Genomic DNA, 23,770 nt, shown 5'->3' with positions numbered 1-23,770 from the left:
TTAAATTTCAAATAATTCCTTTTTCAGGATGTTTCCCTGTGACCGTCCTTCCAAATGCTTTTAGTTCTTCTATTTGTCCATCCATGTCTCCATTTGGATAGATACAAGGGCCGATACCAGCTTCCTTTTTCTTATAATCCAAGTATCCAACAATGATCGGAACATTTGCTCCAAGAGCAATGTGGTAAAAACCTGATTTCCATTTCTTTACCGCACTTCGAGTCCCCTCGGGAGTCACCATGATGACGAGCTCGTCCCGTTCATTCAGCATATTGACCATTGCCTCGGTATAGGTTTGCTGCCGACCACCCGGGGTCCGCTTTCGGTCAATGGCAATAGCTCCGAGTCCTTTCAGCAGCCAACCCAAAGGGCCGACCATTACCTCTTTTTTGATAGTGAAACGCACCGGAATATCCATCAGGAAAAAGGCAGCCCGAGCATATAAAATGTCCCAATTGGACGTATGGGGGATGGCTATTAGAACAGCCTTTTTTAGACCTTCTGGCCAATTGTTGTTCAATGACCAACCTGAGATCCAAAAAACGAATTTGGAAAGGGACTTCATCATACGGATAAATGTTTTGCTTTGGGTTTGGCTAAATCTAAAATTGAAGGATTTTGCTCGATCACTTTCATTGCATGGTCATAGCCAGCCTGAAATAGCTCGGGTGCTTTTTTAATGTCAAAAACACCGTATTTTCCCAATCCCGGTGCTTCGATAAAGTAGTCACATTTTGCCTTTCGGCTGTAGACATTGTAATTCATCGACATGATCACCGCACGCTCGATCAGTTTTTTCATATTGCTGATGTTACTTTCCTCAGGCAAATGATTGCAATTGACCCCAATGACATAATCACAAATGCCCTCCAGCGGTTCGACGGGAAGATTGTTTAACACACCTCCATCGACCAGATGCTTCTTATTGATCAGAATCGGCTCAAACATCCCTGGAATGCTGCTCGAAGCCATGATCGGCTTGATCAGTTCACCCTCATCAAAATAGACCACCTTGCCGCGCTGAATATCCGTAGCAGCTACGGCTAATTCTATTTTAAGCTGCGCAAAGTCGTTGTGGGGAAGGTATAGTTTATACAATTCTCCAATACTCTCCATTTTCAAAATCCCATTCCAAGAAATGGCAGGGCGCATAAACTTGAAATAATTGGTCTCCAGAATGATTTTTAGGATTTCCTCCGGCTGGTATCCCTGGCAAAACATGGCACCCACAATAGCTCCTGCTGAAGTTCCGGAGATCTTGGAAGGTACAATCCCGATTTCATTCAGGGCTTTCAGGACTCCCAAATGGGAAATACCGCGAATGCCTCCACCTGACAGTGCTATTCCGACTTTCAATTTAGATTTCATAGGAGTACAATCTGTTTTAATAAGCCATATGGCCTTTCCCTATTTTTCCTCTGGAGAATCTCACTAAGCTACTAATCATATCAATAGAAAGTATCTCAGATTTACTCGATTTCATCGAGTCTGAAGGTTTGGTCAAGTCGTACTCCTTTGTCAGTCATTTTCACTGTACAGCATTCATTGACCGGATCGTGTTGGAGAAAAAGAATGTATTCCTCCCGAGCAGCTTCCTCTAGGAAGGTCTGCTTTTCGCTCATGGTGAGCAAAGGTCGTGTATCATACCCCATTACATAAGGTAAGGGAATATGACCAACTGAGGGAAGCAAATCCGCCATAAAAACGACCGTTTTCCCTTTGTATTTGATCTTAGGAAGCATCTGTTTATCGGTATGTCCATCAGCAGTTATGAAGTCAAATCCGGGAAACAGACTTTTTTGACCCAAGTCCAAAAACTGCAATTGTCCCAATTCTTGCATGGGTAGGATGTTGTCTGTGAGAAAAGAAGCCTTTTCCCTAGGATTAGGTATTGTTGCCCATTTCCAATGCTCAGCATTGGACCAATAAGTAGCCCGTGGGAAAGTCATTTCGTATTGACCATGTGATCCATAGCTTACTCCACCCCCACAATGGTCAAAGTGCAGGTGGGTCAGGAAATTGTCTGTGATTTGATGGAAACTGACCCCAAGTTTTTGAAGGTTTCCTTTCAGAGAATCATCACCATGAAGGAAATAATTAGAGAAAAATTTAGCGTCCTGCTTATCACCTATTCCATTGTCTATCAACACAATGCGATCCCCATCTACTGCTAGCAGGCTCCGCATTGCCCAGGTACAAAGGTTATTTTCGTCAGCGGGATTTGTTCGTGACCAGAGCGTATTGGGAACAACTCCAAACATTGCACCACCATCCAACTTAAAAAACCCCGTATTGACGCTGTATAATTCCATTTTGGGTTTGATCTTTTTGGGTTAAAAACTAAAAGCAACCTTTCCCAGGGTGGATAGATTGCTTTTAGTGTTATTTAAAGTATATGCGTTCCCGCAATCTCTAATTCTAGTGTTGACACTTCCACTACGCTCTGTGTGACAGTAGTCGAAACATCAAATTTTCAAGTTCTCACTCCACAACTACGCCCATGGAACAGAATTTCTCGATTCGGTTTTCAATCCGTTTTTCAGGTTTCTGTTTGTCGAGTTCTTTTAGGGACTGAATGATGGTTTCTTTAATCGTTTTGCCCATCCATTTCAGGTCTCTATGTGCTCCGCCAAGTGGTTCAGGAATGATATCATCAATGAGTCCGTTGCCTTTCATATCCTTGGCAGTAAGCTTCAGCGCTTCGGCAGCTTGCTCCTTGTAATCCCAAGATCTCCAAAGGATCGATGAACAAGACTCAGGAGAAATTACAGAATACCAAGTGTTTTCCAACATGAATACCCGATCTCCTATCGCAATACCCAACGCCCCGCCTGATGCACCTTCACCGATGATAATACAAATGACAGGCACTTTCAGCATAAACATCTCTTTAAGATTTCTTGCTATCGCCTCCCCTTGTCCTCTTTCTTCAGCTTCCAAACCAGGAAATGCTCCTGGAGTATCAATCAGAGTGACGATTGGTTTACCAAATTTCTCAGCCATTTTCATCAGCCGAAGTGCCTTACGGTAACCTTCCGGATTGGCCATTCCGAAGTTTCGCTCTTGACGCTGCTTGGTGTTTCGGCCTTTTTGCTGACCGATAAACATCACTGTGCGGCCATCAATATCACCTAATCCACCAACCATTGCTTTGTCATCTTTCACACTGCGATCTCCGTGAAGCTCGATGAAATCATTGGTGATCTCATAGATGTAATCCAGCGCATACGGTCTATCTGCATGCCTGGATAGCTGCACTCGCTGCCAGCGGGTGAGATTTTCAAAAGTCTCTTTTTTCAAAGCAAGAATTTTATCTTCTAAAGACTCAATATCACTGGTCAGATCAATGTTTCGACCTTTGGCAAGGTCTTTCATTTCCTGTAGTTTTTGCTCTAAATCAGCAATGGGTTTCTCAAATTCTAATACCATTTTGTTGATTTTTGGAAGGGACAAAGATAAGGATTATCCCATAGTGACAAACCTCAGATCGATGACTAATCACTTTCTATTGATTTAAAAATTATTCAACTGAATCCTAACCATATAGAAGCAGCTTTGAAAAATATTAATTTCTTGTATTGCAGAAAAAGATCAAATCCATACCTTTGCACCACTTCAAACGAGAAGTAACAAACGGAGTGGTAGTTCAGCTGGTTAGAATGTCCCGACACGTCGGGAAGGTCGCTGGTTCGAGATTAACGTTCTAAAATAGTACAAACAAAATGGAGTGGTAGTTCAGCTGGTTAGAATGCCTGCCTGTCACGCAGGAGGTCGCGGGTTCGAGTCCCGTCCATTCCGCATACGATTAAATTATAGTTAAACCATTAGGAGTGGTAGTTCAGCTGGTTAGAATGTCCCGACTTATCGGGAAGGTCGCTAGTTGGAGTTAATGACTCAAAAAAATTGGAGTGGTAGTTCAGCTGGTTAGAATGCCTGCCTGTCACGCAGGAGGTCGCGGGTTCGAGTCCCGTCCATTCCGCTTAAAGCCTTAGAGAAATCTAAGGCTTTTTTGTTTTTAAGGCTCAAGAATAAAAAAACCGCTAAGTCGAACTTTTCATTTTTTACTGAATCAAAGAGGGATATTCACAAATAATTCATTCCGGAATCTGCTTTTGATCCTCACAATTAGTAGCTTGTAAAAGCTTGCACGTAAATACATTACAGTTCTTTTTTTTAAAATTTGCCAATGAAAACTCTGCTCACTTTTGTCTTTCTTTTACTAGCCTTAGCCGCTGAGGTTTTTTCGCAGGAATCACCAGAAACCAAATTCTCCGGTACCTACCAAAGCACAGACATTCTCGAGCTTTCTTTGTCTGTCAAAAAAATGGAACAAACCTTTGAAGTGCAATTCATGACCAATGATCAACTTTACCTAGGTGCGGCGCGGCCTTTTCTCGGTGTACTTTCAGGGTCTTACAATTTTAACGGCAATCTGGTTCAGTTTACGATTTCGAGAATTATGGGACAATACCTCCTGACCTCTGAGGGGTACGATATTCCATTATCTAAAACTTCAGAAATAAGCGCTGATTTGTCACAATTGATTTCTAAACCAACGGAAACCGCTCCAAATCCATCTTCAAACCATCCAAAACCAAGAATCGAAACCGAGTCGACTCGACAAGTTCACCAACGAATCGCCGGAAAAAGATTGCTTTACCTTCACACTGCTAATGGAGGTTCGGATAAGAAGTTTTTTGATTTGTGCAGTGACGGTACTTTTTACTACTATTCGTATTACAGCTACCTCAGTGGAGAATTTTCCCAATCAGTAAAAGACGAAGATTTTGGGACATGGGAGGTAAGCGCCATCGGAAATGAGCTAGGATTGCTCATTTATACTCAAAAAGGTGAAAATTTCGAGATCATTCTATCACAGGGGAGTTCGGAAAATGAGCTGATAGGCAACGGAAGACGGTATTTTCTGACTACGAATGAAACATGCAAGTAAGCTGAACGCCACAAAAACTTATTTTCCTCTAATAAAACCTGCTTTTCAAATCAAATCACACTTTTATCGACCAGAACATCGACATTGGGATGCAGCCAAAGGAACGAAGCTGGAAATTGAAAATTGATTTCGGGATTTAGCAACTTTTGGAATGCATCTTTCTTTCCTGAACCAGAAATAAACAACAAGATCTTTTTAGACTTCAAAATCTCCCCCACTCCCATTGTCATTCCAAAAGTCGGTGGCTGTTTTAACGATTTAATCATCCCATTGGCTAAGGTAGACCCAGCCAATTCAGCGACATGAAATCCAAGCTGGAATACATCCGAAGGTTCATTTAGCGCAATATGTCCATTTACTCCTATCCCTAATATACAAATGTCCACGGGAGACTTTTCGAGCGCTGTTTTCATACGTTCACATTCCTCAGAAGGATTTGGAGTAAACGGATCTATTGTCAGATATCGATCTGCAGCAATTCCTAATGGCTGAATAAATTTAGTCTGCACGTCCACTTCTGATGTAAACGTGGAGCCCGGTTCCAATCCTCCCCATTCATCCAACTTTACCACTTGAAGTCTGGAGCAAAACCCGGGATTTTGTTTTTGATGACTGACCATCTCTGCATACAATCCAGAAGGTGAGCCACCACTAGCCACGCAGAACAATAAATCAGGCTTTTTCTCGATTTCAGACCTCACGATCTCAAATCCAGCCTTGCTCATGTCAAGGAAATTTGAAAAATATTGAATATTCATCTCGGTTGGCAGTTTACTAGTGCTGTCTTCTTTACTACTGATAAGTAAATCCTTTATTCCATCGAAAGGATTTCCTCAGGTCTTTGGCTACTTTTCTCTTCTTGGCTCTCTGCTCCCTTCAAACAATTCATATTTCAGGAGTCGGCAATCTATCGTACCATTCCAAAACTCAATTCTCCGACTGGCCTTCAACCCTACCTTCTTTGCCAATTCCAAGTTTCCGGTGAAAATATATCCTCTGTATCCAGCACACTTTTGCTTCATGAAGTCCCCCATACGCTTGTAGGTGATTTCCAATTCATCGTTTTCACCTAAACGTTCGCCATATTCTGGATTGAACATGATCACGCCCCGAGGTTTTTCTGGGATCTCGGTTTCAGCAAAATCACAGGTCTGGAATTCTATCATATGGTCAACACCCGCATAGGCTGCATTTTCCATAGCAAAAGAGATGGCTTGAAGGGAAATATCTGAAGCAATGATTTTCACTTCTATAGCCTCTACGATTTTACTTTCTAGTTTTTTCTTTTTTGCCAGAAAAGCCTCTTCCTGATAGCCCAAAATATGCTGAAATGCATACTGATCCCGAAACAATCCAGGGTACCGCTTAGTGGCCATCAAAGCCGCCTCTATGGCCAAAGTCCCCGATCCGCACATCGGATTGATAAATGGCACTCGTGTATTCCACTCGGTGGCATAGATGGTCGCCGCTGCCAAAGCTTCCATCATGGGAGCTTTTCCGGGAATCTTGCGGTAGCCATGCTTGGCTAGGGTTTCACCGGAGGTATTTAGGTAAACGGAGGCCTGAGTTTCTTTCCAATACACCTGAATCACCAATCCTGAAAAATCAGACCCTGAGTCTGGTCTCCTCCCCTTCAATTCCCGAAACCGATCCACAATCGCATCTTTTACTTTGACATTTACAATCAAAGGAGTGGTAATCGATTCATTTTCTGCTATTGAGTTTACCGAAAAGTACCCATCCACATCCAAATACTCTTCCCAAGGAATCGATTTGAATTTTCGGTAGATATCCTCAGCATTTTGCAGGTAAAATGATTTCAGCTCATAAAGCACATGGGAGGCGGTACGCAAGTGCAGATTGAGATCCATGCAATCCTCTAGGCTGGCTCGCAATTCGATTCCTGTTCGGATTACAGCTGTAGGCACAAAACCCAATTCACGGACTTCCTGCTCCAGATAGCTCACCGAGCGATCCTTGCAGGTGATGAAAACTTTTACTTTTTGGTTAAAATCAAGCATGCGCAAAAGTAAGAAAGTCGATGGGAGTTTTTCCGATAAAAAGCTCCAAAGCACCATTTATCCCATTTTTATAAAAAATACTCGCAATCGTTTCCGTAAATTGGAAATTGGACCTGTTGTCCCCCGTGGCATTTATGGGGAATTTTAACTTCAACCCAAAAAACAAAACTCAATGAACTATTCACTACGAAAGAGTCTCTTCTTTCTTTCCAGTCTTGCACTGATCAGCTGTTCCCAAGAACCAAAAACTGAAAATAATTGGACCGAACTATTCAACGGCAAAGATCTCAGCGGATGGAAAGTAGTAGCGGGAACTGCACCTTATGAAGTTGTCGGTGAGGAAATCATCGGCACCTCCGTTGCAGGTTCGCCAAACACATTTCTGATCACCGAAGCCACCTATGGTGATTTTATTCTGGAACTTGACCTTAAAATCGAAGATTTATCAAGCAATTCCGGAGTGATGGCCCGAGGTCAATATGATCCAGCGGCCCGAGACGGCAAGGGACTGGTTTTTGGCTATCAAATCGAAGCAGATCCGACCGAGCGAGCCTGGTCAGGCGGGATCTATGATGAGGCAAGAAGAGGTTGGCTGTATCCTTTGGAATTAAATCCAGAAGCTAAATCGGCTTTCAAAATGGGCGAATACAACCACTACAGAATAGAGGCGATCGGGGACGAACTCAAAACCTGGATCAATGGACAGGAAGTCGCCTATGTGGTAGATGACATGGACAAAAATGGGTTTATCGGCTTACAAGTGCACAGCGTAAGAGATTCTACTGAAGCAGGTAGAAAAACTTATTTCAAAAATGTTAAAATCCAAACTGAGAATCTTCAGCCCCAATCGTTCAATAAAGACCTATTTGTAGTCAATAACCGTCTCAACGAGCTGACAGATTATGAAATCGCAAATGGATGGAGACTACTTTTCAACGGTAAAACTAGCGATGGATGGAAAGGTGCCTACAAGGAAACCTTTCCTGAGTCTGGATGGAGTGTAAAAGATGGAATTTTGACCATTGCAAAAACTGACGGAAGCGAGTCCCAAAATGCAGGAGATATTGTGACTGAGGAGAAGTTTTCTGCCTTTGATCTAGCATTTGAATTCAAATTGACTGAGGGCGCAAATAGCGGTTTGAAATATTTTGTCACACTTTCTGAAGGAAACAAAGGCTCGGCTATTGGTCTGGAATATCAGATTCTAGACGATGAAAAGCATCCCGACGCCAAGATGGGAATCGATGGGAATCGTACACTTTCTTCGTTGTATGACTTAATTAAGGCCAATAAACAACCGCGTTTCATGAAGCCAATAGGCGAATGGAACAAAGGCCGTGTAGTGGTCTATCCAGACAATAAAGTAGAGCACTACCTCAATGGTGTCAAAGTCGTCGAATATGTCCGTGGCTCACAGGAATTCAGAGATTTGGTAGCCATCAGCAAGTATAAAATCTGGGAAAATTTTGGTGAAGCGGCAGAAGGTCATATTCTTCTTCAGGATCATGGCGACGAAGTGAGCTTCAAAAACATCAAAATCAAGACGCTTAACTAAATCAATACAAAATGAGTAAGCAAAACAGAAGAGCATTTATAAAGAAAAGTACAGCAGCCACTTTGGGGATTTCAGCACTTGGTGCAGTTGGATTTTCTGCAAAATCTTATGGAAGAATAGTCGGTGCCAATGAACGGCTGAATGTAGCTATAGCCGGTTTGGGAAGAAGACTCGGTGCTTTTTATGAGCCGATTGGACTAGAATCAAGCAATGTAAACTTACTTTACCTCTGCGATGCGATGCAATCCCAGATGCCAAAAGCAGCCAAAAACTTCGAAAAATACATCAGCTATGCTCCGAAACTCGAGCAGAACATAATGAAGGTATTGGACGATAAGGAAGTAGACGTTTTGATCAACGCAACTCCCGATCACTGGCATGCACCAGGTACTTGGTTAGCTTTGGAGCGAGGTAAACATGTATATGTGGAAAAGCCCTGCTCACACAATCCACGGGAAGGTGAATTACTCATTGCACTCCAGAAAAAGTACAACAAAGTTGTACAAATGGGAAATCAACAGCGATCAGCTCCGGAAAGCAGGGAAATCATCTCAGCGATCCACAACGGCGCCATAGGTAAAGCGTATATGGCTAAAGCATTTTACAGCAATAATCGGGGTGTAGTTCCCAATCCCAAAGCTCAGGCAGCCCCTACTGGATTGGATTGGGAGCTTTTTCAGGGGCCCGCTCCGCGAAAGCCCTACATGCATGATACTTGGGACTACAACTGGCACTGGTACGGCTGGGACTATGGCACTGCCGAGACTGGAAATAATGCCACCCACGAACTCGACGTGGCCAGATGGGCTCTTCAAGTAGATTATCCCAGCGAAGTAATGGTCGTGGCTGGCAAAATGCACTACCCCGAAGATGGATGGACCATGTATGACACCATGGACGCCACTTTCAAATTTGGGGACAATAAAGTCATCCAATGGGATGGTAAAAGCCGAAACAGCTATAAAACCTATGGGACAGACCGTGGAACAATCATCTATGGGACTGAGGGCTCAGTCTATGTAGACCGGGGTGGATACAAGCAGTTTGACCGAAGTGGAAAACTAGTCAAGGAAAACATGGGCGGAGGTTCAGAAGGTGGTACCCAACTTGGTGGCGGTGGAGACATGAGTACCACCCATGTCGTCAACTTCTTCAATGCTGTTAGAGGTTTGGAAAAACAAAATTCAAACATTGAAGATGGCGCCGTATCGACGCTACTGTGCCACTTGGCAAATATCAGTAGTAGAACTGGCGAAACCTTGATCTGTGATCCAAAAAATGGACATATTCAGAATTCCGAAAAAGGAAAGGCACTTTGGACAAGGGAATATCAAAAAGGCTGGGAGCCACCAAAAATCTAAAACAGAAAGTAAAAATTGGTTTTCTTTATTTTTAAACACCTGCATTTGGCTCAACTGCAGGTGTTTTTTTATTTAACCTTCAGGATAATTTAAAAAATTGAATACTTACAAAGGGCATTATTCTATTTAAAGAACTTTCTTTTTTTGACATTCATCCAACTCTATAAAACATACTATTTAATAGAATCCATTATTAATTATAAGAATTTTGGCTTTTAGGTGAAAAAATTATCTTTTTTCAAATGAAACGCCCATAAAATAATCGTTTTTAATTCTCCCCACCTAGTACATCATCTACCGAAATCCACTCGCAATCGATTCCGTAATTACAAGACGAGAGAATTTGATCATGGCTATCCTTCTGTCTACCTTTTATATTGAAAAATGATTGAATTTTTCCACTCATCATTTTTAAAAGCTTACCCAATGATCGAACCAATTCTATCTATAACAATAACCCCTTTTACTTATGCGTACAAAATTTTACACCTACCTATCGGTGGTGTTGATGCTGCTGCTTAGTGTAGGCTATACACAAGCACAGAATGTCCAAGTGACTGGTACCGTTTCGGATGAAACAGGATCTCCCTTACCAGGTGTGACCATTCTCCTCAAAGGAACCACAACAGGAACCACCACAGATTTAGATGGAAAATACTCCATCTCAGGTCCAGCAGATGGCGTGCTGGTATTTTCATTCATCGGGTATAATGCCGTAGAAGAAGCCATAGGAAATAGAAGTCAGATCAATGTGGGCCTCACCCCTGATCTAGCTGACCTAGACGAAGTAGTGGTAGTAGGCTATGGAACGCAGAAAAAGAGTCAACTTACTGGAGCTATTTCATCTGTGGGCAATAAAGAAATCCAAGAACTCCCAATCACAGATGCGAGACAAGCCCTTCAAGGAAGGGCAGCAGGTGTGGACGTAACTCAGGCAGGTTCCAAACCAGGCTCCGCTCCTCAGGTACGTATCCGAGGACGCCGTTCTTTCAACGCTTCCAATGAACCGCTATATGTAGTCGATGGAATACCTACTGTAGGGGGATTGGAAGATATCAATCCTCAGGATATCACTTCAATGGAGGTTTTGAAAGATGCTTCTGCAACCGCCATATATGGTTCAAGAGGTTCTAACGGTGTAGTACTGATCACGACCAAAAGAGGCAACGTAGGCAAAACGGTTGTTTCGCTGGACTCTTATTATGGTATCAATCAAGAGTTGGGTAGAATTGAGGTTTTTGACGGTCCTGCATTTGCAGAATATAAAAGAGAGTCTCGAAGAGCTACAGGAAGATATCCTGAAGGGCCTGCCACCACCGAAGCCGATGAAAAGATTTTTGAACCTATAGAACTTGAAAGTATTGCTTTGGGTAGAAGCACCGATTACGTAGGTGGACTACTTCGCACAGGCAACATTCAAAGTCACCAAATAGGGGTAAGTGGAGGAAGTGATAAAACCACCTTCTTTGTATCTGCTAACTATTTCAAAGACGTAGGTATCATTTACAACCAAGATTTCACACGGTATACATTCCGTATAAACTTGGACCATGCAATCAATAAGAAAATCAAAATTGGTACCTCTACACTTTTCACACGAAGTGATAGAAACGGGGAAAACTTCAATCCTATCGGGGGAGCCTTAGCAGAAAACCCATTGGGAAAACCCTATGATGATGAAGGTAATTTGATTTTCCTTCCTACTACAGACGGATTGCGAACTAACCCGTTTGCAGAGATTGTCCCAGGGGCACAAGTAGATGAAACTAGAAGATATCGTGCTTTCACAAGTTTCTATGGCAGCTGGGATATCGCAAAAGGACTTAACTACCGCGTAGTATTTGGTCCTGATTTGAATACCCGAAGAATAGGCCGATTCACCGGTTCTCAAACCAATGCCAGACGAGGCGGACCACCTACAGGAGCTGTAGAAGATCGATTCCAATTCAATTACACCATAGAAAACATCCTGAGTTATACCAAAACATTTAATGAAGTTCATAATTTAAATGTTACGGCATTACAATCTTTCCAGCAGGATAGAGAAGAGTTTACAGCAATCAGTGTTCAAGGAATCCCTGCCCCTTCTCAACTTTACCATAGATTAGGCGATGCTGCTCAGATCACAGGGGCCAATACCAACCTGATTGAGTGGTCGCTACTCTCTTACATGGCAAGGGTAAACTATACCTACAAGGACAAATTCCTCCTTACCGGTACCATCCGTGCCGATGGTAGTTCCCGATTCGGTGAAAACAACAAGTTTGGCTACTTCCCATCTGTAGCTGTGGGCTGGAATATGCATCAGGAAAACTTCCTGAAAAATTCATCTAAGGTGGATTTGATGAAGCTGAGAGTAAGCTATGGATCTATCGGTAACCAAGCGATTAATCCATACCAAACCCAGGCTTTGCTTGGAAGAACTTCTTATGCTTGGGACAATACCGCTGCCTTTGGCTACAGACCAAATACAATCGGAAATCCAGATCTAAGATGGGAAACCTCTACCACCTTCAATACGGGGGTTGACTTTTCCTTTTTCAAAGGTCGCATAATGGGTAGTTTGGAATATTATGTCACCAATACATCAGACTTGCTGGCTCCTCAGCCACTACCTAACTCCACTGGATTCGGCGGATTCACCACAAATATTGGAGAAACCCAAAACAGAGGTGTAGAACTTTCACTATCTACCCTGAACATTGAGAGTGGGGATTTCTCTTGGTCAACAGACATTATTTTCACCAAAAACAAAGAGGAAATCATATCTCTTCCTAATGGTGATGACATCGCTGCAGGAAGATTTATTGGGAAACCATTGACCATCTTCTTTGACTTGAAAAAAATTGGCATCTGGCAGCTTGATGAGGCGGATGAAGCCCAATCATTTGGCGATAAGCCAGGTGAAATCAAAGTTGAAGATCTAAACGGAGACGGAAGAATCAACTCCTTGGATCGTCAGTTCCTTGGTTCTGCTGTTCCTGATTTCACTTTGGGTATGACTAACAGATTTTCATACAAAGGATTTGACCTCTCCTTCTTCATCTTCACCAGACAGGGTTCCATGATACGCTCTCTGTTCCATCAGAGCAATAACAACCTATTTGGTCGATATAATAACTTGGATGTGGATTATTGGACACCTACCAATCCAACCAATGCTTATCCAAGACCAAATGAGAACCAAGAATTCCCTAAGTACAATAGCTCCATGTCTTTATTTGACGCGAGTTTTGTAAAGGTGCGAAATATCAACTTTGGGTATACTTTTGGAGAAAATGTGTTGAAAAAGATAGGAGTCAGCAGCCTAAGATTATACAGCAGTATTCAGAACCCGTTTATTTGGTCTGAATACCGTAGAGTTCACAAAGGAGTAGATCCGGAGACATTTATCGATGGTGAGCAGGGTGTAGAAGCTGGTGCAATTACTGCAAACGTGACTCCACCGGTAGTTCAGTACACTTTCGGTGTGAATGTGAAATTTTAATCTTTAAGCAAATTGAAATATGAAATCGAGCAAGGCCCACTTGTCAAAAAGCAGGATGAACCTAAAGCATTTGAGATTTCATATGGCCAATAAAAAATCAATCAGAAACACATGAAAAAAATAGCTAATATCTATCATATCAAATCCTGGATCAAAACCAGTGCATTGGCATTGACGCTTTCATTTGCGTATTCATGTCAGGATGCCCTCCAGGAGGACGTAATCTCCCAAATCGGGAATGATTACCTCAATACAGCAAGTGGATTCAATGACGGAGTAAATGCAGCCTATACCTCGCTTAGGTCTTGGTACGGAACTGAAAGAGGACATAACATGACTGAATTTGGTACGGACATTTATACCAATGGCGCCGATGGTTCTTGGAAATTTATGAATACCTATACGAATCAGTTTGATTCACAAAACGGTCACGTAAGAGAACTTTGGGACGAATTATACCGAGGCATCAATACCTGTAATGCCGTGATTGATCGAAGTGAAAATGTGACAGGTGTCAACGATGCCACAAAGAAGCAGCGAATTGCAGAGGTGAAATTTATCAGAGCACATCACTATTTCCTGATGGTTCAGCTTTTTGGTCCAATTGATCTTCAGCTATCGGAAAATACTGTACCAAACAAAGTGGTTTCCAGAGCTCCAGTATCTGCAATTTATGACGCAGTTATTGCTGACTTGCAGGCAGCTATTCCTGACTTGGAAGCCGCAAAGGCCTCTAGTCAATATGGTCGAGTTACCAGACCTGCTGCCCAGCACTTATTGGCCAAAGTATATCTCACCAGAGCTACCTCAGAAGCTGCTCAGGGGAGTGATTTTGCAAGTGCGGAGCCTTTGCTGAAGAGTGTGATTAACGATTATGGCTTTACTCTTCTACCTCAGTTTAGCCAAGTACACCAGTTTGGAAACGAACGAAACGATGAAGTGATCTGGGCCATCCAATATACCCGCGACCCATTGACAAATGGAGGTGGAAATAATTCTCACGTATTCTTCCTGATGGAATACGATGTCCAGGCAGGTATGCGTAGAGATACCCAAAACGGTCGTCCTTTCAAGCGGTACAGAATGACAGATTACGCGATCAATACCGTATTTGCTGATCGGGAAAACGACAGTCGATATAAGGCCTCGTTCATTGATGTTTACTATTCCAATAGACCCGGAACATTTAACACAAGTTTTGATCTTTCAAAGCCTTCTGTGACGTATGCTCTCGGAGATACTGCGATCTATATTCCAGGATTTGAAATGTCTCTAGAGGAGCGGGCAAAAAAGCCCTATCAAGTTTTGGTGCCAAGCCGATACGATGAGCGATTGTTTCCTGGATTGAAGAAGCACCTTGATCCAGGAAGAGCGGATTTGACTCAGTTTGAGGGAGGACGTGATTTCATTGCAATGCGATTAGCCGAAACTTACTTGCTATTGGCTGAGTCTCTCCTCCGCCAAGGAAAAGTAGCCGAAGCTACCGAGGCTATCAATGCGGTCAGAAGAAGAGCAGCATTCCCAGGCAAAGAGTCTGAAATGGAAATCACAGCAGCTGAAATGACCTTTGATTTCTTAGTGGAAGAGCGAGCACGTGAGTTGATCGGCGAGCAGTTCAGATGGTTGGATTTGAAGCGTTGGGGATTGCTTTTGGAGCGAGTAAGGCTTCACAATGCACAGGGAGGTCCAAATATTCAAGATTTCCACGTACTGAGACCAATTCCTCAAAATCAGATCGACAGAGCTGAAGGGGGCGCGTCTGGATTCCCACAGAACCCTGGCTATTGATTTGAAAAAACGCTTGAATTAGATTCAATAGAAAATTTTGACTTGTCAGGTTTTGTAAATCTGACAAGTCATTTTGAAATAGTTGAAAAAAAAAATGGCCTCGAACTTCGAGGCCGTTTTTCGTATTAAGAAAACCAAACAAATTATACTGCGATCGTGGAAGATCGAATTGTAATTTTCGAAGGAATACTGATCAGTTGATTTGGCAAATCCGGCTGACGGGGTTTGGTCAGCTTTTTAATCAACAGTTTAGCACATTCCTCACCAATGGTAAATGCCGGTTGGGTGATTGTAGTCAGTGAAGGTGTTAACAGACCTGCGATACTTAAGTTTGAAAAGAAACTGATAATCTTCAGGTCCTCAGGAATTTTTATGTTGGTTCGCTTGACAGCGTGATAAGTGGCCAATGCTAATTTTTCCACCGAAGAAACAAGCCCGTCCGGCCTGTCTTCAGACATAAGCATGGCCCGGATCGCTTCAATGTTGTTTTCTTCCTCATGCGCACAGGTCACTTGAAGAGAGGGTGTGGGAGAAAGTCCGGCTGCCTTCAATGCATCCAGATAACCACGGTATCGCTCTTTTGTAATAGACAGTTCTTTAGAAAGCATTAGAAAGGCAATTTTGCGACAACCCTGCTGGATCAGGTGCTTGGTACCCTCATAGGAACTTTCGTAGTCATTGGTGATGAACTTGGTGGTTGGAATTTCAGAGCAGATTCTGTCAAAAAAAATCAGTGGAAATCCACGCTCATGCAATCTCGCTAGGTGGGATATATCACTGGTCTGACTGGAGACCGACATCACGATGGCATCGGCTCGCCCATTCATCAGGAGGTTGACGATTTTCTTTTCCCGCTCCACATCTTCGTGTGTACTATAGACCAAAAGGTGATAGCCGTGCTGCTGGGTGACTTCTTCGATGCCGTCAATTACCTTTGCAAAAAAACTACTCATCCGCTCAGGCATCACCACTGCTATGGTTTTGCTTTTATTTTCCCTGAGACTTCTGGCAAACGGATTAGGCTGATAGTTAAGTTTTTCAGCCATAAATACGACCTTCTTTTTGGTCGCCTCACTGATCTCATAGCTATCATTTAAAGCTCGGGATACAGTGGATGGAGAAAGTTTCAACTCCGCGGCGAGCTCTTTTAGGTTGACACCTGTACTCATAGGAATTTTGGGTTAATAGTGCTTTTGACTTTGTCGAATAAATTCAACAGTTCTAAAATAAGGAAATTTATCCACTTAAATAATATCGCAAACGTTTCCGTATTTTAATGAAGCTTAGGGACTATTTCAAGGTAAATTTAGGATAGTATTACTAGCACAGAACCCATCCAACCTGTACCATGCTTTCTACTCAAACGCAAAATTCTTTCTTGACTGAGGATTTTTTACTGCAATCTGACTTCGCTAAAACACTCTATCACGATTACGCCAAAAACCTCCCCATAATCGATTACCACAATCACCTCCCACCTGCAGAAATCGCCGGAAACCGACAATTTGAAAACATCTCCAAGGTCTGGCTAGCCGGTGACCACTACAAATGGAGAGCAATGCGGACCTTGGGAATCAATGAGCATTTCATTACCGGTGGGGCATCAGATGTGGAGAAATTTGAAAAATGGGCAGGAACTGTCCCCTACACCATGCGAAATCCTTTGTACCACTGGACTCATATGGAATTGAAGCGATACTTTGGGATAGACGATCTGCTTACTTCCGCCAATGCAGAAGAGATTTTTCACTACACCTCACAGCAACTAAGGCAAGCAGACTTTAAAGCACAGGGATTGTTGGAAAAAATGAATGTTGAAACGGTATGCTCTACCGATGACCCCTGCGATAACCTGGAGTATCATGAAGACTATATCAGATCAGGAAAACCTGTGAAATTATATCCCGCATTTCGTCCGGATAAATCCTTTGCAATAGAAAATCCAGAAACCTATCGAGCCTATCTTCAAAAATTAGGTGGATTAGTCGGATTCGAAATCAATTCTTTTGACAAACTGATTGAAGCCTTATCCCTTCGAGTGGATTTCTTTCATAGCAGAGGCTGCCGGCTTTCCGATCATGGCTTGGAAAACATGGTGTACTCAAAGGATGAACAGCTTTCTTCTGATAGCATTTTGGTCAAAGCCCTTCGAGGCAATTCCCTTTCAAAAGAAGAAATCGAGCATTTCAAATTCAAAACGCTCCAAAAGCTTTGCAAAATGTATCATGCGAAAGGCTGGGTGCAACAGTTTCATCTGGGCGCTTTGCGAAATACTAATGTTCGAATGCTCGGAGTTTTGGGTCCGGATACAGGATTTGACTCTATCGGTGATTTTGACCAAGCAAGTGCTTTGGGAGCATTTTTGAATCATTTAGACACAACTGATCAATTAGCTCAAACGGTAATCTATAATCTCAACCCACGTGATAATGAAGTATTTGCCACGATGATCGGCAACTTCAACGATGGATCGATCAAAGGAAAGATCCAATTTGGCTCGGGCTGGTGGTATCTTGACCAAAAAGATGGGATGGAAAAACAAATCAATACCCTCTCCAATATGGGTTTGGTGAGTTGCTTTATCGGAATGCTGACCGATTCACGGAGCTTCCTCTCCTTTCCCCGACACGAATATTTCCGGCGGATTTTGTGCAATATTTTTGGAAAGGACGTCGAAAACGGAGAGCTTCCTTGGGATGAAAAATGGCTCGGAAAGCTCATCACGGACATTTGCTATCAAAACGCAAAAGATTACTTCAACTTCTCCCCTACTAACTATAAGATTTAATGTCGTTTACCAACCTTTTTTCGCTCGAAGGAAAAAAAATCGCCTTTTCGGGGGCTACAGGAGTTCTGGGTAAAACCATGGCCATGCACCTCGCCGATGAAGGCGCCGAGGTTCTAATTATCGGCCGTACACCTGACAAGGTCAATCAACTCGTTGATGAAATCAAAACCACGGGAGGAAAAGCCTTCGGCTATTTTGCAGATGTGACCGATGAAGAATCATTGGAAAAAGCTGCGAAAATCATTGCCTCCCAACATGGACATATTGATGTCCTTATCAATTCTGCTGGTGGAAATATGCCTGGCGCAGTCATCCGACCCGATCAGAATTTTCTTGATTTGAATACTGTTTCGCTAAGGAAGGTCATGGATCTAAACTATCTCGGAACTGTACTTCCTACCAAAATCTTACTTCCATTGATGCTCAAAGTAGGAAAAGGAAATATCCTCAATATCAGCTCAATGGCTGCTACTAGACCGATGACTCGAGTTATGGGATATGCATCTGCAAAAGCTGCTATTGACAACCTCACAAAGTGGCTAGCTGTCGAATTGGCCCAAAAACATGGCCCGGAATTCCGTGTGAATGCTATCGCGCCGGGCTTCTTCCTCACTGAGCAGAATCGAACCTTGCTGACGGAAGCAGATGGCAGTCTGACGCAGCGCGGAAACCAAATTAAATCCCATACGCCGATGAATCGCTTTGGAAAACCTGAGGACTTATTGGGCGCTTTGCAATGGCTTTGCAGTGATGCATCGGCATTCGTCACAGGTACCATCATTCCTGTGGATGGAGGTTTCAGTGCGTATTCAGGTGTATAAAAATCGTTAAAGGTTAAACGTTCAGCGTTAATTGTTCTCCCAAGTTCTTTTACGATTAACGTTTTAACGCTTAACTTTCAACACTCAACAACTAACTAATACCCATTTCCCAATAACCAAATCCCCCTCTTCCATGAGCTACAGAATGGAACAAACCATGCGCTGGTATGGCCCAAAAGACCCAGTAAGTCTACGAGATATTCTCCAATCAGGTGCTACTGGCATAGTCACTGCCCTTCATCACATACCAAACGGTGAGGTTTGGAGTCGGGAAGAAATTCAGATCCGCAAAAAAACGATCGAAGATGCCGGCCTGACTTGGTCTGTAGTCGAATCGGTGCCAGTTCATGAAGTGATCAAAACCAGAACAGGCAACTTCGAACAGATCATCGAAAACTACAAAGAGACGCTACGCAATCTTGCTGCAGAAGGTATCTTCACCGTTTGCTATAATTTCATGCCGATTCTTGACTGGACCCGCACTAATCTTGAGCATGAACTTCCAAACGGAGCCAAAGCACTATTTTATGAGAAGAAAGCCGTGCAAGCTTTTGACCTATTTATCCTACAGCGACCTGAGGCTTTTGAGGAATATTCAGAATCAGAAGTTCGGGAGTTAAAAGAATACTACGAGGCACTGACTACAGATGCCAAACAACTGATTATTGACAATATCTTAAAGGGACTTCCAGGGTCCGAAATCGGCTATACCATGGATGAATTCCGAGAAATGCTGAAAACCTATGAGGGTATCGATGCCAAAAAACTCGGAGAACATCTCAGACTTTTTTTGGATGCAGTTACTCCTGTAGCCGAAGAAGTTGGCGTTTATCTTTGCATTCATCCGGATGATCCACCGTTCTCATTGTATGGACTTCCAAGAGTGGTCAGTACCGCGGCGGATGCTCGAAGGATTTTGTCCGAGACACCAAGCCACCACAATGGATTGACATTTTGTACCGGTTCCTACGGAGTTCGGGCTGACAACGATCTTCCTGCTATGGTGCGTGAATTTGGGGACCGAATTCACTTTATCCACTTGCGAAGTACCAAAAGAGACGAAGCAGGCAACTTTTTCGAAGACAATCACTTGGAAGGGAATGTACCCATGGTAGCCGTCATCGATGAGATCCTGAAAGTTCAGGAGAAGCGGGGCAAAAGCCTTCCGATGCGTCCTGACCATGGGCATCAGATGCTGGATGATCTTCACAAAAAAACCAATCCGGGCTACTCTGCCATTGGTAGACTCAAAGGATTGGCTGAAATCAGAGGTGTAGAGGAAGCTTTGCTTTGGGTTAAGAATAAATAAAAGACCATAAACGAATGATGCATATTAGCAAGATTTGAAGCCTGATTCCATTTTTCGATTTGTCAACTCGAAAAAAATTGCTCAAAAAAATAGAACCCTTATAGATTGGACTAAAAAGATGACTTTTAAAATCCACTTGAGATTAATTCCAAGTGGATTTTTTCATTTTGAATTAAATTCAAATCCAGGCCCTTTAACTTTAAAATTAATGATTGAAATTATCAAACCTTTACCCAAACCCTATCTTGAAATCCAAAAGGCTACCGAAGAGAGTGGATTTACCATGGCTTCCGATTTAGCAGCAGGTTCCCTATTGCGCACATTGGCAAGCAGTAAACCTGGGGGTAAATTCTTGGAATTAGGAACCGGAACGGGTCTTTCTACAGCTTGGATTTTGGATGGGATGGACAACGGAGCCGTCTTGACTTCTATCGATTTTGATGAATCAGTTTTGTCGATTGCGGACCAATATTTAGGAATTGACCCAAGGTTAAAATTAGAGCTGATAGATGGAGAAGAATGGGTCAAAAACAACACAGCAGCACAATTTGACTACATTTTCGCAGATACTTGGCATGGAAAATACCTGATGCTGGACGAAGTGCTTTCGATGCTGAAAATCGGGGGACTTTACATCGTGGATGATATGTTGCCACAGCCTAACTGGCCGGAAGGACATGCTGAAAAGGCAGTGAAGTTTGTAGAAAAATTGGAATCCTTGCCGTTTTTGAATATCACCAAACTCAATTGGTCTACTGGGATCATCGTGGCGACAAGGAAATTTTAAGAAGTTCATTGATCATCCTGATTTTAGCAGATCATTAAATTTGCCTATGCCTATCCGTGAAATCTGTGAGAGATTTACCTAATGGAATCATGCAGAGATTTCCCCATATTTATCCAAAGCCCTAATCCTGATGACCTTATTTTATTCAAAACGAGATCTTCTTTTCCAACTTTTTGAAAATCAAAACTGTCTTGAATTAACCCAGATCCCCTATTTCGCGGATCATTCTGGGGAGACGTTTAGATTAGTCCTGGATTCGGCCGAGCAAATTGCCATAAAATCTCTCCGTCCGCTTCTCACTGAGATGGATCGAAATGAACCGCAACTTATTGACGGACAAATCCGGATTCATCCAGGAATGAAGGACATTATCCGTCAATTTGGTCAGGACGGCTGGATCAATGCACTTTTTTCCTATGCCGAAGGCGGTCAGCAGCTTCCTTGGACCATCCACATGGCAGCGGGATTTATTTTTCAAGCCTCAAATTACTCAGCAAGTGTTTTTCCATTTTTGACAACCGGTGCGGCAAACCTGATCCGTACCTTTGGATCCAGAGAATTGGTAGAAAAATTCACTCCAAAGCTCTATTCAGGTCTTTGGCAAGGAACAATGGCACTGACCGAACCAGATGCTGGAAGCTCGCTTTCAGACATCAGCACCACGGCTTATCCAACTGATAAACCAAATATTTTTCGGATCAAGGGCCAGAAAATCTACATTTCTGCAGGAGATCATGATGCCTGCGAAAACATCATCCATCTCATGTTGGCGAGAATTCAGGGGGCGCCTGCAGGCACCAAGGGTATTTCACTTTTTGTTGTTCCCAAAAATCGGATTTCCGGTGAACCAAATGACGTCCTGACTCAAGGAATTTACCATAAAATGGGATACAAAGGCGCTCCGATAGCCCATTTGATGATGGGTAGCAGTGATGGATGTGAAGGATATCTGGTCGGCGAACCTAATCAAGGCCTGAAGTACATGTTTCAGATGATGAATGAAGCCCGATTGGGTGTGGGAATGAATGGAGTCGCAATCGCATCAGCTGCCTATCAAGCATCTCTGGCGTATGCTAAGGAGCGTCCTCAAGGAAGAAAAGTAGGCGAAAAAAACCTAAATCAGCCGCAAGTTCCGATCATTGCCCATGCTGATGTCAAGCGGATGCTGCTATTCCAAAAAAGTGTGGTCGAAGGCTCTCTTTCACTTTTGATTTATTGCGCAATCCTTTCCGATAAAATCGCCCACCATCTTGATCCAGACCAAAAGAATCAAATGGAATTACTGTTGGATCTTTTGACTCCCATTGCCAAAAGTTATCCTTCGGAAATGGGCGTTCAGAGTACTTCCGCAGCGGTTCAAGTCTTGGGGGGAGCAGGTTACACCACCGACTTCCCTGTGGAACAATATTACCGGGAGGCTCGAATTCATCCTATTCATGAGGGTACGACAGGAATTCATGGCTTGGATCTTTTAGGCAGAAAAGTATTGATTCAGGAAGGATTGGCCTGGAAACTCCTCCAAAAAGAAATCCAACAAACTATTGATTCCTCAAAAGAATTCTCAGAATTGGATCAGATTCGCGGAAAATTTGAAGCTCAGCTGCGGCGGTTTACCCATGGTGCTGCGCAAATTCTCTTCAAAATGAATCAGGGACCAGAGGAGTTTTTGGCGGATGCCACGCTTTTCCTAGAGGCTACCGGAATCGCCTGTTTAGCTTGGATGTGGCTCAAGCAGGCACAATCGGCACAAAAAGCCTTGAATACTGGAGCTACTGAACAAGACTTTTACTTTGGAAAAATAGAAACTGCCAGATACTTCATGGACTACGAACTTCCAAAAATTAATGGCCTAATCGAGCGTTTTCATTCCAAGTCTTACCCCACGATCAAGATGCAGCCTTCTTGGTTTTGAACTTGAAAGAAGGACAAAATCCAGATACCAAACAGAAAAAAATCTCCTTAGTCTCATCATTTTCAAATTCTAAGCAGAATTGGCGAAGCATAATCCTTTGCTTTTCTGCCTGATCCACTGCCCAAAATCAAGCCTTTCTGCTTAAATTACCACAAATTCAAGGAGACAGAATCGTAGAAAATGAATAAAACCACCCCTATTTTCATCTTTTCATTTTTCATTTTTTTTTCACTAGGAACGCTGGCGATGGTTTCTTACCAGCCTGAACTAACAGAACGATTTAAAGAATCCTACGCCGACTTTCTCTCAGAACCCGTACCCACTGAACCTGCTGTTTTACCTGAACCTATTGCTCCAGTAAAATTTGATATCAGTCAACTACTGCCATTCAAAGGAAGGATTAAAAAGGACACTTATGAAGATCATTTGATTGCAGCTGAGGAAACAGGTGTTGGGACAATCAAAGACGAGGATCAACTCTTCAACTTGGTATGTGGAAACTTCCTGGTAGAAGCCAAAGTTGGCATTGGCTATAAAGTGGAACAGCTTACCCATAGTTTTCCTTACATGACCCCGAATTCGAAAAAAGTACTCGAAGAGCTTGGCGCAGCGTTTCAGGCCTTGTCAGGAGAGGGAAATTATTTCACAATCACTTCAGCTACACGCACGGAGGAGCAGCAAAAGAATCTAAAGCGAAGAAACAGAAATGCTGCTGATGGCAATAGTTCTCATTCATTCGGAGTATCCTTTGACATCTCCTATATCCGGTTTAATGGAATCAGGGAATGGAACCAAAAGGCCCAGAAAAATCTGGAAACAGTATTGAATCATTTTCAGCAGACTGGAAAAATCTATGTCATCAAAGAAAGAAAACAGAGCTGCTACCACGTGACTGTAAGGTAAACCGTCAAAAGGTAAGCGTCTGAAAAGTCCTCTAAATTTAAATCTCCATAAAAAAACCGCCTTCCAGCGGTTTTTTTCTTCTGTTTA

18 protein-coding genes and 2 tRNA genes are annotated in these 23,770 nt (G+C 42.8%); 13 read left to right on the top strand and 7 right to left on the bottom strand.

Features of this window, described 5'->3' with window-relative positions:
* Nucleotides 1–7 precede the first annotated feature (7 nt).
* From DK188_RS04655 to DK188_RS04640, 4 genes are all read right to left on the bottom strand, one after another.
* Nucleotides 8–568 carry a 1-acyl-sn-glycerol-3-phosphate acyltransferase gene (locus DK188_RS04655; RefSeq protein WP_111669634.1) on the bottom strand — a complete coding sequence of 187 codons (561 nt, stop codon included), beginning with the start codon at nucleotides 566–568 and terminating at the stop codon, nucleotides 8–10.
* Nucleotides 565–1,368: a patatin-like phospholipase family protein gene (locus DK188_RS04650; RefSeq protein WP_111669633.1), complete on the bottom strand. Its 804-nt coding sequence runs from the start codon at nucleotides 1,366–1,368 to the stop codon at nucleotides 565–567. Before DK188_RS04650 ends, DK188_RS04655 begins: the two co-directional genes overlap by 4 nt.
* 101 nt (nucleotides 1,369–1,469) lie before the next feature.
* A complete protein-coding gene (locus tag DK188_RS04645) occupies nucleotides 1,470–2,312 on the bottom strand; it encodes an MBL fold metallo-hydrolase (RefSeq protein ID WP_111669632.1) in 843 nt (280 codons plus the stop codon).
* A gap of 169 nt (nucleotides 2,313–2,481) precedes the next feature.
* A complete protein-coding gene (locus DK188_RS04640) occupies nucleotides 2,482–3,429 on the bottom strand; it encodes an acetyl-CoA carboxylase carboxyltransferase subunit alpha (protein WP_111669825.1) in 948 nt (315 codons plus the stop codon).
* Between the two features lie 295 nt (nucleotides 3,430–3,724).
* Between DK188_RS04640 and DK188_RS04635 the strand changes: the two genes are divergently transcribed.
* The 3 genes from DK188_RS04635 (at nucleotide 3,725) to DK188_RS04625 (ending at nucleotide 4,951) form a co-directional block, all read left to right on the top strand.
* Nucleotides 3,725–3,798, top strand: a tRNA-Asp gene (locus DK188_RS04635).
* Nucleotides 3,799–3,905: 107 nt separating this feature from the next.
* A tRNA-Asp gene (locus tag DK188_RS04630) sits at nucleotides 3,906–3,979 on the top strand.
* Nucleotides 3,980–4,186: 207 nt separating this feature from the next.
* Nucleotides 4,187–4,951 (top strand): hypothetical protein, encoded by a 765-nt coding sequence (locus tag DK188_RS04625; protein ID WP_111669631.1) that lies wholly within the window; start codon nucleotides 4,187–4,189, stop codon nucleotides 4,949–4,951.
* Nucleotides 4,952–5,001: 50 nt separating this feature from the next.
* Here the strand turns inward: DK188_RS04625 and DK188_RS04620 are convergent, their stop codons facing one another.
* Nucleotides 5,002–5,676 (bottom strand): 6-phosphogluconolactonase, encoded by a 675-nt coding sequence (locus DK188_RS04620; RefSeq protein ID WP_157963162.1) that lies wholly within the window; start codon nucleotides 5,674–5,676, stop codon nucleotides 5,002–5,004.
* Between the two features lie 120 nt (nucleotides 5,677–5,796).
* Nucleotides 5,797–6,972, bottom strand: a complete 1,176-nt coding sequence (locus DK188_RS04615) for a THUMP domain-containing class I SAM-dependent RNA methyltransferase (RefSeq protein ID WP_111669629.1) — start codon at nucleotides 6,970–6,972, stop codon at nucleotides 5,797–5,799.
* A 172-nt stretch (nucleotides 6,973–7,144) separates the two neighbouring features.
* Here DK188_RS04615 and DK188_RS04610 point away from each other — a divergent pair, with 172 nt between their 5' ends.
* From DK188_RS04610 to DK188_RS04595, 4 genes are all read left to right on the top strand, one after another.
* Entirely contained in the window at nucleotides 7,145–8,527 is a 1,383-nt protein-coding gene (locus DK188_RS04610; protein ID WP_111669628.1) for a 3-keto-disaccharide hydrolase, read from the top strand.
* A gap of 11 nt (nucleotides 8,528–8,538) precedes the next feature.
* Entirely contained in the window at nucleotides 8,539–9,888 is a 1,350-nt protein-coding gene (locus DK188_RS04605) for a Gfo/Idh/MocA family protein (RefSeq protein WP_111669627.1), read from the top strand.
* Between the two features lie 469 nt (nucleotides 9,889–10,357).
* Nucleotides 10,358–13,375, top strand: coding sequence for a SusC/RagA family TonB-linked outer membrane protein (locus tag DK188_RS04600; RefSeq protein WP_111669626.1), 3,018 nt, complete (start codon nucleotides 10,358–10,360; stop codon nucleotides 13,373–13,375).
* A 111-nt stretch (nucleotides 13,376–13,486) separates the two neighbouring features.
* On the top strand, nucleotides 13,487–15,163 hold the full coding sequence (locus DK188_RS04595; protein ID WP_111669625.1) for a RagB/SusD family nutrient uptake outer membrane protein: 1,677 nt from the start codon (nucleotides 13,487–13,489) through the stop codon (nucleotides 15,161–15,163).
* Nucleotides 15,164–15,306: 143 nt separating this feature from the next.
* Here DK188_RS04595 and DK188_RS04590 read toward each other — a convergent pair whose 3' ends face one another.
* A complete protein-coding gene (locus tag DK188_RS04590; protein ID WP_111669624.1) occupies nucleotides 15,307–16,332 on the bottom strand; it encodes a LacI family DNA-binding transcriptional regulator in 1,026 nt (341 codons plus the stop codon).
* A gap of 179 nt (nucleotides 16,333–16,511) precedes the next feature.
* Here DK188_RS04590 and uxaC point away from each other — a divergent pair, with 179 nt between their 5' ends.
* From uxaC to DK188_RS04560, 6 genes are all read left to right on the top strand, one after another.
* Complete coding sequence (gene uxaC, locus DK188_RS04585; RefSeq protein WP_111669623.1) at nucleotides 16,512–17,951, top strand: glucuronate isomerase; 1,440 nt, start codon at nucleotides 16,512–16,514, stop codon at nucleotides 17,949–17,951.
* Complete coding sequence (locus DK188_RS04580; RefSeq protein ID WP_111669622.1) at nucleotides 17,951–18,772, top strand: SDR family oxidoreductase; 822 nt, start codon at nucleotides 17,951–17,953, stop codon at nucleotides 18,770–18,772. Before uxaC ends, DK188_RS04580 begins: the two co-directional genes overlap by 1 nt.
* 133 nt (nucleotides 18,773–18,905) lie before the next feature.
* Nucleotides 18,906–20,081, top strand: coding sequence for a mannonate dehydratase (gene uxuA, locus DK188_RS04575; protein WP_111669621.1), 1,176 nt, complete (start codon nucleotides 18,906–18,908; stop codon nucleotides 20,079–20,081).
* Nucleotides 20,082–20,289: 208 nt separating this feature from the next.
* Entirely contained in the window at nucleotides 20,290–20,868 is a 579-nt protein-coding gene (locus tag DK188_RS04570; protein ID WP_111669824.1) for an O-methyltransferase, read from the top strand.
* Nucleotides 20,869–20,998: 130 nt separating this feature from the next.
* Nucleotides 20,999–22,780 (top strand): acyl-CoA dehydrogenase, encoded by a 1,782-nt coding sequence (locus DK188_RS04565; RefSeq protein WP_111669620.1) that lies wholly within the window; start codon nucleotides 20,999–21,001, stop codon nucleotides 22,778–22,780.
* A gap of 180 nt (nucleotides 22,781–22,960) precedes the next feature.
* Nucleotides 22,961–23,683 (top strand): DUF5715 family protein, encoded by a 723-nt coding sequence (locus DK188_RS04560; protein ID WP_111669619.1) that lies wholly within the window; start codon nucleotides 22,961–22,963, stop codon nucleotides 23,681–23,683.
* The last annotated feature ends 87 nt before the right edge of the window (nucleotides 23,684–23,770 follow it).

Origin of the sequence: Algoriphagus litoralis (genome assembly GCF_003259255.1) — a bacterium.
GTDB classification, from domain to species: Bacteria; Bacteroidota; Bacteroidia; order Cytophagales; family Cyclobacteriaceae; genus Algoriphagus; species Algoriphagus litoralis.
Note: the sequence above shows the minus strand (reverse complement) of the source record. Positions and strands in the feature narration are given on the sequence as shown.